Source organism: Candidatus Oscillochloris fontis (assembly GCF_004138135.1).
Taxonomy (GTDB): Bacteria; Chloroflexota; Chloroflexia; order Chloroflexales; family Chloroflexaceae; genus Oscillochloris; species Oscillochloris fontis.
In genome coordinates this window covers 1-10,110 of sequence record NZ_RYFD01000077.1, presented here as the reverse complement: position 1 = coordinate 10,110, position 10,110 = coordinate 1, and the positions used below count along the sequence as shown (strand labels likewise).

The 10,110-nt window shown below is 58.5% G+C and carries 7 protein-coding genes and 1 pseudogene; 4 read left to right on the top strand and 4 right to left on the bottom strand.

The genetic code is table 11. From position 1 onward, the window contains the following. Window positions 1-88 precede the first annotated feature (88 nt). Window positions 89-706 carry a YigZ family protein gene (locus EKD03_RS17465; protein WP_129633624.1) on the bottom strand — a complete coding sequence of 206 codons (618 nt, stop codon included), beginning with the start codon at window positions 704-706 and terminating at the stop codon, window positions 89-91. Between the two features lie 392 nt (window positions 707-1,098). Between EKD03_RS17465 and EKD03_RS17460 the strand changes: the two genes are divergently transcribed. Then, window positions 1,099-2,226 carry a glycosyltransferase family 4 protein gene (locus EKD03_RS17460; RefSeq protein WP_129633622.1) on the top strand — a complete coding sequence of 376 codons (1,128 nt, stop codon included), beginning with the start codon at window positions 1,099-1,101 and terminating at the stop codon, window positions 2,224-2,226. Window positions 2,227-2,282: 56 nt separating this feature from the next. On the opposite strand, the gene EKD03_RS17455 is transcribed toward EKD03_RS17460, so the two are convergent. Further along, window positions 2,283-2,915: an HDIG domain-containing metalloprotein gene (locus EKD03_RS17455; RefSeq protein WP_129633621.1), complete on the bottom strand. Its 633-nt coding sequence runs from the start codon at window positions 2,913-2,915 to the stop codon at window positions 2,283-2,285. Between the two features lie 340 nt (window positions 2,916-3,255). Here EKD03_RS17455 and EKD03_RS17450 point away from each other — a divergent pair, with 340 nt between their 5' ends. Beyond that, complete coding sequence (locus EKD03_RS17450; RefSeq protein ID WP_161569301.1) at window positions 3,256-5,658, top strand: ATP-binding protein; 2,403 nt, start codon at window positions 3,256-3,258, stop codon at window positions 5,656-5,658. A 5-nt stretch (window positions 5,659-5,663) separates the two neighbouring features. On the opposite strand, the gene EKD03_RS17445 is transcribed toward EKD03_RS17450, so the two are convergent. Both EKD03_RS17445 and EKD03_RS18890 read right to left on the bottom strand, forming a co-directional pair. Further along, on the bottom strand, window positions 5,664-6,938 hold the full coding sequence (locus tag EKD03_RS17445; protein WP_129633619.1) for an ArgE/DapE family deacylase: 1,275 nt from the start codon (window positions 6,936-6,938) through the stop codon (window positions 5,664-5,666). Window position 6,939: 1 nt separating this feature from the next. Further along, window positions 6,940-7,686: pseudogene (locus EKD03_RS18890) on the bottom strand (DAK2 domain-containing protein). Window positions 7,687-7,824: 138 nt separating this feature from the next. Between EKD03_RS18890 and EKD03_RS17430 the strand changes: the two are divergent. After that, a complete protein-coding gene (locus tag EKD03_RS17430) occupies window positions 7,825-9,027 on the top strand; it encodes a radical SAM protein (RefSeq protein ID WP_129633616.1) in 1,203 nt (400 codons plus the stop codon). Window positions 9,028-9,104: 77 nt separating this feature from the next. Continuing rightward, entirely contained in the window at window positions 9,105-10,064 is a 960-nt protein-coding gene (locus EKD03_RS17425) for a hypothetical protein (RefSeq protein ID WP_238613569.1), read from the top strand. Window positions 10,065-10,110 lie beyond the last annotated feature (46 nt).

Below are 10,110 nucleotides of genomic sequence, written 5' to 3'. Positions count from 1 at the left end.
CGTGTTGGTTGGGGGGCGATGATTTCCAGCGTTTTGATGACACCACATCGCGTAGCTTGAGGGGTATAGGGCGCGTCGCGACGCGCCCCTACAATACAATAACCCGCCCCGCGCTCACCTCGGCCAACGCGGCGCAACAGGCGACCACATGCGCCTGGGGTAGGCTCACCGTCAAACAGACCTCGGCCCCAAACTCCTCGTCGCTTATCGTCCCGGCGTGGGCCTCGATCACCCGGCGGGCAGCCGCATAATCGGCATAGCTCGCCTGCACCAGTAGCGCATGCATGGTGATCCGCTCGCCCCGTGGCAGCACCGCCAACACCGCCTTGACCGCATCGCTATAGGCACGCACCAACCCCCCGGTTCCTAACAGCGTCCCACCGAAATAGCGCGTCACCACCACCGTCACATCACCCAAGTCGGCACCGCGCAACACCGCCAACATCGGGCGGCCTGCCGTCCCGGAGGGTTCGCCGTCGTCGCTCATGCCCGCCGTGACGCTGGAGCCATAGCCAATCAGGTAGGCGAAACAGTGGTGGCGCGCATCGGGCATCGCGGCGCGAGTGGCGGCGATGAATGCCTTCGCCGTCGCAAGGTCGGGAGTCGGCGCGGCATCCGCAATAAAGCGCGAGTTGATCACCACAATCTCGGCGCGCGCCGGGCCAGCCGGGATGGGGTAGCGCTGTGCTGGGTGTAGATCATTCATGCCAACTATTGTACCAGCCCATAGCCTATGGTTAGCCCACTGTTAGCCCCGTCTTAACCTGCACATCGTATCTTCACAATCCCACCCGCGCATACTAAGAACTGTTCACACTTGGGATAAAAGAAACCTCTTGTTGATGCAAAGACGCAAAGGTTTGGTTGAAGGTAACTATTCACACTTGGGGTAAAAGAAATCTCGTATTGACGCAAAGGCGCAAGGACGCAAAGGTTTTGTTGCAGGCTTTGCGCCTCTGCGTCTTTGCGTCAAAAACTGGAAGCTAGGAGAAGTGTGAACAGTTACGGTTGAAGGCTTTGCGTCAAAACATGAATACGAGGGGAAGTGTGAACAATTACGCATACGAGAACCAAAATCCGCTCATAACGGAGGCCAGCATGCGCGTTGCGCTGATCACCGAGACCTTCCTGCCCAATGTGAATGGTGTTGTCACCACACTCTGTCGGCTGCTCGAACACCTCCGCGATCATGGCCACGAGGCACTGCTGATCGCTCCTGAAACCAGCCAGACTAGCTACGCCGGGGCGGAGATCGTTCCGTTACGCGGTGTTCCGCTGCCCGCCTACCCCGAACTGCGCCTCACCCCACCCCAACCCGGCCTCACCGCACAACTGCGCCGCTTCCAACCCGACATTGTGCATCTGGCGGGCACCATGGCCTTGGGGGTTGCCGGACGCCACGCCGCACGCCAACTCGGCGTGCCGCTGGTGGGTGCCTACCACACCGATTTCCCCGCCTATACGACCCATTACGGGCTGGGTTTCCTGCGCAACTTCGCCTACCGCTACCTGCGCTGGGTGCATAATAGCTGCGCCCTCACCCTCTGCCCCTCACTGGCAACCATCAGTGACTTGCGCACCCATGGCTTCCGCCGCCTGCGCCTCTGGTCACGCGGGGTAGATACCGAGCGCTTCCACCCCCGCCACCGCAGCCACGCATGGCGCACGGCGGTGGGGGCAACCGCTGATGAGCGCATCCTGCTCTATGTTGGGCGGCTGGCACCTGAGAAACGGATTGATCTGCTTGCTGAAGTACTTCCCAGCCTCCCCAACACCCGCCTTGTTCTAGTCGGGGATGGCCCGGCGCGCCCGATCCTAGAACAACGCCTCGCCGGAGCACCGGCACATTTTTGTGGCTACCTGCGCGGTGAAGCGTTGGCAACCGCCTACGCCAGCGCCGATCTCTTCGTCTTCCCCTCCGACACCGAGACCTTTGGCCAAGTCATCCAGGAGGCGATGGCCTCAGCCTTGCCGGTCGTCGCGGCGCAGGCGGGCGGGGCGATTGATCTGGTACGCGATGGCACGACGGGGGCACTCTTCCAGCCGGGCAACCCCGTTGAGCTTCGCCAACAGATCATGCGGCTGCTCGAACACCCGGCACAGTGTGCGGCGATGGGCGCGGCGGGGCGACACGCAGCCGAGCGTCGTTCGTGGAGCCACGTCATGGACGAACTGCTTGGGCACTACCAGACGGCCCAACGTCAATATCGGCGTATGGCGGTGTAGGGACGCAAGATGTTGCGTCTCATGTAGGGACGCAACATCTTGCGTCCCTACACCCCCTACACCCCCGCCAACCCCAACCGATCCGCCGCCGCCCGCAACGCTGCAATCACCTCGGCAATCAATTCCTCAATCGGCATCCCGATCACCTCGGCCCCATGGATCATCCCCGCCCGATCCACCTTGGCCGCAAACGCCTTATCCTTCATCTTCTTGCGCACCGAAGCAACCTCGACGGTATGAATGCTCTTATCCGGGCGCACCAACGCCACAGCAGTCACAAAACCGCTCACCTCATCCACCGCGTAGAGTGTGCGCTCCATGGGCGATTCGGGCGTAATCCCACTGTAGTCGGCGTGGCTCATAATCGCCCGCAACACCTCCGGCGACCAACCCGTCTCACGTAGGTGGGCCACGCCATAGAACGGATGGCCCGGCAGCGGATCGGGGAGCGCGGCCCCCGCCAGCAACGCCTCGGAGATGGCGGTGGTTGCCGGGCCAGATTCGGGCATGTGCGGGTACTGCTCAAAATCCATGTCATGCAAGAGACCCACCGCCACCCACAGGTCAGCATCCGCCCCGGTGCGCTGCGCAAAGTGTTCCATGCATGCCGCTACCGCCTCACAATGCTTGCGCAAACTCTCGCTCTTCACCCACTCGTACAGGATCTCACGGGCACGCTCGGTATACATTGTGCTCCCCTATCATAAAACTGCCATTGGAGATTCGGGGGCGGCAAGTCGCCTCCCAAATTGGCCCATACCCTGCGCTATTGTAGCAGGCTTCACGACCACCCATAAGCACCTCCTCACGCTCTTTTGCCCTGAACTGACACACAGAAACCACAGACAATCAAGGATATTTCTGCTATCATAGCTCGTGGGAACGTGCGTGTTACCCCCGTCTGACGACACCCATCTCTGGATCACATGACAAGTTGACCTTATGCCGCTTTCGTTTTTCTCTTGGCTGGGCGATCTGTCTGCGGACATCCTCACTAGAGCGCTGGTTCGCAAACAAAAGCTTGAGGCTGTGCCGATTGCACGCACACTTCTGATCGAGCAGATGCACGACGCAGTGTTAGTGACTGATGTCAAGGGTCGAATCTTAGATGCCAACCCCCAAGCACGCCAACTGCTCCAACAACCTAACTCAACCATCATCGGCAAGCCGATAGACCGCATCATACCCGCCCTCGCCAAACTCATCGCCGTCACCGATCTGAGTGGCCGGGCCGAGATTCGTCTCGATCAATATCCCCCCATCATCCTTGAGGTAGATATTACCGCCTTGCACGATGGTCACGATAGCCCGCTGGGATGGTTGCTGGTACTACGTGATATTACCCATCAGGCACGCCAATCGCGCTACCAACAGGTACTCTCCGATTGTTCCCAACTCCTGCTGCGCGGCAGTCAACCCACTACCAACAACTCCGCACTGATTGACCGTATCCTCGGTATGTTGCGGCGTGCAGGCGGAGTGGCGCGGATTGACATCTGCCAGAATATCGTTGATGCCAATGGAGAACTCGCCGCCCGGATTGTTGCTGAAGAACACCACGCCGATGTTCCACCCTTCCCAATCAATTACTGTATCCCTTGGTCGAATATTCCGCACCTACGGGATAAGTTGATCGCTGGACAATTGATATCTGGGCCAGTATCACAACTCTTTGCAGCATCCCCTACCATTGTACAGACGCTGAATGCCGGAGGGATTAAAAATCTGCTCCTGCTGCCCCTCTATGGTCGTGATGGCTGGTGGGGTATCTTACGTGCCAGTAGTAGCCGCACCGAGCAAGTCTGGGATGCACCATTGATCAAGTTTTTGCGCAATGCGGCGGATATGATCGCGGTGACGATACGCCAATGGGAGACGGTGCGCACCATTCAGGATCGCGAACACTTCATTCAGCGGGTGGCCCAAGCAACCCCCGACATGATCTATGTCTATGATCTGCAAACTGATCAGGTCGTCTATGCCAACATGGAGCAGGGGCCAGGCGGAATCTCACCTGTGGCTATCATTGGAAACCAGCACGATGCGGATCTCAAGCCCGATGAGTTGGCCGAACGCCATGCCTACCTCACCCAGATCGCCAATGCAGCCGACATGCATGTCTGTAGCCGCGAATATCGGGTATACCAAGCCGATGGATCGCGCCTCTGGCTACTCCGCCGGGATACCGTCTTTGCCCGTGACGAACAGGGCCAACCAACCCAGATTCTGGGGGTGGTACAGGATGTGACCGAGCGCCGTCATCGTTCTGAAGCCTTACTGCGCGCCAAGGAAGATGCCGAAGCCGCCAATCGGGCCAAGAGTACCTTCCTCTCGATGATGAGCCACGAGTTGCGTACCCCGCTGACCGCGATCATTGGCTATAGCCAGTTGCTCGAACAACTGATGGCGGTTGGTGATTATGCTGGTGTCAAGAGCGATCTGCACCATATCTATACGTCAGGGACGCACCTGCTGGCATTGATCAATGACGTGATTGAACTCTCACGCATCGATTCTGGCCAGCGTCATATGGATATACACCCAGTCAATATTGGCGATCTCGTGGCCGAAGTTGCCTCGATAGTGCGTCCATTGATGTCACGCAACCACAATGCGTTCCATGTTGATTGCCCCACCGATATCCCCATCGTGATCACTGATGGGACGAAGGTACGCCAGATCATCCTCAATGTCTTGAATAATGCGGCCAAATTTACCGAGGATGGTCAGATTACCTTCACAACGATCTATGATCATCAAGATACTGTGCCAACGCTGATCTTCCACATTGCCGATACCGGTATTGGAATTGATCAGCACCAAATCCCACGTATCTTTGACCCATTTGTGCAGGTGGATGAAGCGCTCAACCGGCGTTACGAGGGCACCGGGCTGGGCCTCGCGCTGAGCCAACGCCTGTGTGAGGTGTTAGGCGGTGAAATTAGTGTCCAGAGTACGTTGGGGGCTGGCTCGATCTTTACGATACGCCTGCCGCTGTGCCTCCAAACGAGTTATGATCCGCAGCGAATCCAACCCACAAGCACGCAACCTGGGCCTGCGGCATGCGCAATAGACGCAGCTGGAGCAAAGATTGTGGTGGTTATCAACGATAATCCTGCCGCAGGAACCATGTTTAACTACCTGCTTGCTCCAGAGCATGTCCATATTGTCCATGCCCCCTGTAGCCTACGCGGCATCCGGCTGACCCGTGATCTTCAGCCGGAGTTGATCATCATTGATCCCCACTTACCAAACCTTGAAAATGGTCTCTCAGCCCAGGCAACACTAGAGGCTGACCCCGTCCTAGCCTGCATCCCGGTGATCACCATCAATACCGATGATCTCTATCTGGATGAAAGCAGCCGCATACGGCTGAAACGACAGCTAGAGCAACGTTTCAGTCTGCCCTCACAAAAAGAAGCGTTCGTATAATAAACCTACACCAAGCCACAGAACCGCAACGCAGTCAGCGCGAGGGTACGGGTCACAGCGCGGAGATCAGCAATATCCACATACTCATCGGGGCAATGGGCACGCCGAATATCACCGGGGCCAAAGAGCACCGTGGGGATGTGGCCCTCATTGACCAAGAGGCGCATATCTGATCCGTAAGTCATCCCATTGAGGATGGCCGGTGCACCAGTCGCATCCGTGAGCGCATTAGCCAACTCCGTAACAATTGGATGATCAACCGGGATAGCAGCCGGATCGAAGATGCCACCCCACCACTCCACCACAGGCGGATGATCGCGCAACCATGGGTCATCCGCTGCCGCACGTGCCACCGCCGCTTCCAGTTCGTGGCGCGCCGCCAGCGGATCTTCACCCACCGCAATCCCGTAGCGACCCTCGGCCACTAAGGTATCAGGCACCGACGAGGGCCAACCGCCCGCCCGCACCGTGCCGATGCAAATAGAGTTGGGCAGTTCATAGTGCATAAAGAGCGGGCCAGTATCGCGGGCATTCCGGGTGCGCTCTAGTTCAAGCAGCGCGTATTGGATAGCAACAAACTTCTCAATCGCACTGACGCCCTCTTCGCGGACACAGCCATGCGCCGCCATGCCGCGCACCGTAATGCGAAAGTTGTGCGCCCCGGCTTGCGCCGGTGCCACCCGCAGTTCGGTCGGCTCGATAATGATCGCCGCATCGGCCCGATGCCCACGTAGCAGGCTGGCCAGTGTGCCCAAGCCACCATCTTCCTCGCCAACGACACTCTGGATGCACAGATCGCCGCGTAACTGCACCCCCGCATCACGGATCGCCTTGACTGCAAAGATCGCACAAGACAGCCCCGCCTTCATGTCGAGTGCTCCGCGCCCATAGATCCGCCCGTTCTCTACCGTCGCCTGCCAGGGTGGAAAGCGCCAACTGGCCCCATCCCCCGCCGGTACCACATCCACATGGCCGTTCAAGAGCAGGCTTGGCCCACCGCCAACCCCAGGCAAGGTTCCCATCACCCCTAGCGCCGCCTCACGCGGTACCTCCCACGAGCATGCCGGGTGCGCCTGCACCGCCGCCAGATCAATTTGCCAACGATCAACCTCTAAGCCTATCAACGCCAGTTGCGCCGCAACATGCTCCTGGGCACGATTCTCTTCGGGCGTGCCACCCAAGCTCGGTATCGCTACCAGATCTTTTAGGTAGGCGATCAATCCATCCATATCTATCGCGGCCAAGACTCGATGTTCGCTAGGTGTGAGTGTTTGCGACATATTAGCGTCCACGGAACAGGCCACCGAGCACATCCAGGATCATGCTGGTGGTAGAGGGTTGTTGGGACGACGGTGCGGGCTGGGCGGGCACGGGGGCTTGGTTCTGGTTGCGCAACGCACTCTGGAGCAACGCCCCGAAAAGCCCCTCCAACATCGAAGCCGCCCCCGCAGCCCCCGGATCAACCTCGCCGGTAGTGTCGCGCCCGGCCCCCTTACCATAGCCCGTCGCCGTACCGGCGGTGGCGGTCGCCCCCCGACGGCTACTCAATAAGCCGCTCAGAATTGCCTCAAGATCCGATTGCCCGCCATTCTTAGCCTCTAAATAGGCCATCACCCCCGGAACAATCGCGTCAAGTAGCGAACCTTCCCCCGGTTTGGCCTAGTTGGCCTTCTGCATTCCGCCAAGCAACGCCTGAAGCAGCGGCATCAAATCACCCAGATCAAAGCTGTCCTTGCCCTTCAGTTCGCTGGCGGCATCCTGGAAACCCGCTGCGTAGATCGGTGCGGTTGCACCCTTCCCTTGCTCCTGTAATGCCTGCGCCGCCTGACTGAGCGCGGCCCCCACATCGGCCACGCGCTCCTGGGTGATCACCTTGCGTAAAGTCTGGGTGACCAACGCAAAGTTGTAGACCATGTTGTCGCCACTGTCACCATCATCACGGTCGAGCGTGTTGAGGCTCTGTTGGTCGCGTTGGAGATTCTGAGTAATCGCCTCGAAGATCGCAATCAGGCTTTCGGTTGAGGCCATGACAAGATACTCCTTTTACTATCACGACGGCGTTATAGCTATCTATTATATCATTCGTTATGGTTGTTAGGCAGTTAAGATGGTATGATGAAACAAGCGCAACGGTGCGCCTATGGTCTTAGGATGGGAGCGTGTGTCATGAGTTCGGCTCAAAAGATGGTTACGGCAGATCAGCGCCACCTCTATATCAATCTCCAGCCTCACTTCCTGACAATCTCGGAAGATCTGCATAGTACCTACGCCTTTGATGCTGAAGGGCGTCTACTCAGTGCCTTTCGCCAAGGAGTGAACTATCAACGCGGCTTAAGTGGTGCGATCCTGAAGAAGCAGGTGCTGCCCAATCGCTCCAAGCTCTGCCAGCGGTTGAGCGATGCGGAGGCGCACAATCTGATTGCCTTGGTCTTAGCCCATGTGGCCCAACTGCGCGATCTGGGCCTGGCGGATCAAAGCAAAGAGGTAGCAAGTTGGTTGGAGCGCATCCTGGCCTGGAATATGGGCCGCTATAACGATGAACGCATCCGCTTTCAGAGCATCTACCAACCAGTTAGTATCCTCCCTCCCGATCAGTATCTCTCGATTGTGTTGCAAGCCGCCGAGGGCTGTAGCTGGAACCGCTGTAGCTTCTGCACCTTCTATCTCGACCGCCGCTTCCGTATCAAGACTCCCGATGAGTTCCAGCGCCATGTACATCAAGTAAAAGCCTTCTTGGGTACGGGTATCAGTATGCGCCGCTCGATCTTTTTGGGTGATGCGAATGCGCTGATCATTCCTCAGGCGCGCTTACGCGAACTGATCCAGATTGTGCATCAGGAGTTTACCCTCAATAGCCACGATGCCCTGCAAGGGATCTATGCTTTCCTCGATATCTTTGGTGCTGAGCAGAAGAGTATAGATGACTACCGCGAATTGAAAGACGCCTTGGTGCGCCGGGTCTATATTGGCCTCGAAACCGGCGACGATGCGGTCTTCCAATTGCTCAACAAGCCCGGCTCCCCCGCCGCGTGTGTCGAGGCGGTGCAAATGATCAAGGCGGCTGGGATTCATGTGGGGGTGATCTTGCTCGCCGGAGCCGGTGGCACGCGCCTCGCCAATCAGCACGTCATCCATTCACTGGCCACCCTAGAAGCAATGCAGCTCGGTGTCGGCGATATTGTCTACCTCTCACCCCTGGTGGTACCCGAACAAGGCACCTACGCCAGCGCCTTGGCTGCCGCCGGCAGCGCAAACCTCGATACCGCCGCCCTCAATGCCCAGATTGCCCACCTGAAGACCGAGGTGCGGCGGGTGGTTGGCCCCGGTACTCGTGTGACACTCTACCAGATTGGGGAGTTTATGTATTAGGGCGATGTGACACATACAGTGCTACAATTGCATAGGGCACATCAGTGGAGATGCGCCAATAGTGTGAGTAGAAGTGTATGACCCAGGGCTATTACCGCTTTCCAACAATTCACAACGACACGGTGGTCTTTGTGTGTGAGGACGACCTCTGGTCAGTCGGGGTCGCAGGTGGGGTGGCCCGACGGTTGACCGCAAACCCCGGCGAGGCGCTGCGGCCTGTCCTCTCTCCCGATGGGATCTGGTTGGCGTTTACCGGGCGCGATGAGGGTGTCCCCGAAGTCTATGTGATGCCCGCCATCGGTGGCCCCGCCCGTCGTCTCACATTCCTGGGTGCCCAGCGTACCCAGGTGGTGGGCTGGATGCCCGATGGTCAGGCGATCATCTTCTCAAGTGAGGCCAGCCAGCCCTTCGCCGGGATGTCCCAACTCTATACAGTGCCCCATCAGGGTGGCGAGCCGCGTCCCCTCCCAACTGGCCCGGCGTTTAGTATCAGCTACGGGCCACATGGTGCCGCCGTGATCGCCCGCAATGTCACCGATCTCTCGCGTTGGAAGCGCTATCGCGGTGGGCGCACCGGCGATCTGTGGGTTGATCCCCATGGCCAGGATGCTTGGCAACGCCTCATCCGCTTGGATGGCAATCTCGCTGCACCGATCTGGATCGCCGAGCGCATCTTCTTTGTCAGTGACCACGAGGGCGTCGGGAATATCTACTCCTGCCGCGCCGATGGGAGCGATCTACACCGCCATACCGATCACGCCGATTTCTACGTGCGCCACCCCTCCAGCGATGGACGTCTGATCGTCTACCACGCCGGGGCCGATCTCTGGGTGCTCGATCCTACCACCGATCAGCGCCGTATCATTCCGGTTGAACTGCACAGCCCCCAACCGCAACGCAAGCGTCGCTTTGTCCACCCCGATCATTTCCTCGATGCCTATGCGATCCACCCTAATGCAACCTCGCTGGCGCTGACGGTGCGCGGACGCGCCTTTACCATGGGTAACTCACCTTACGCAGTACGTATGTACGGATAAAGACGGTCTTTCGTGCCAGATCATGCTCCTTGCGTCGCCCGTAGCG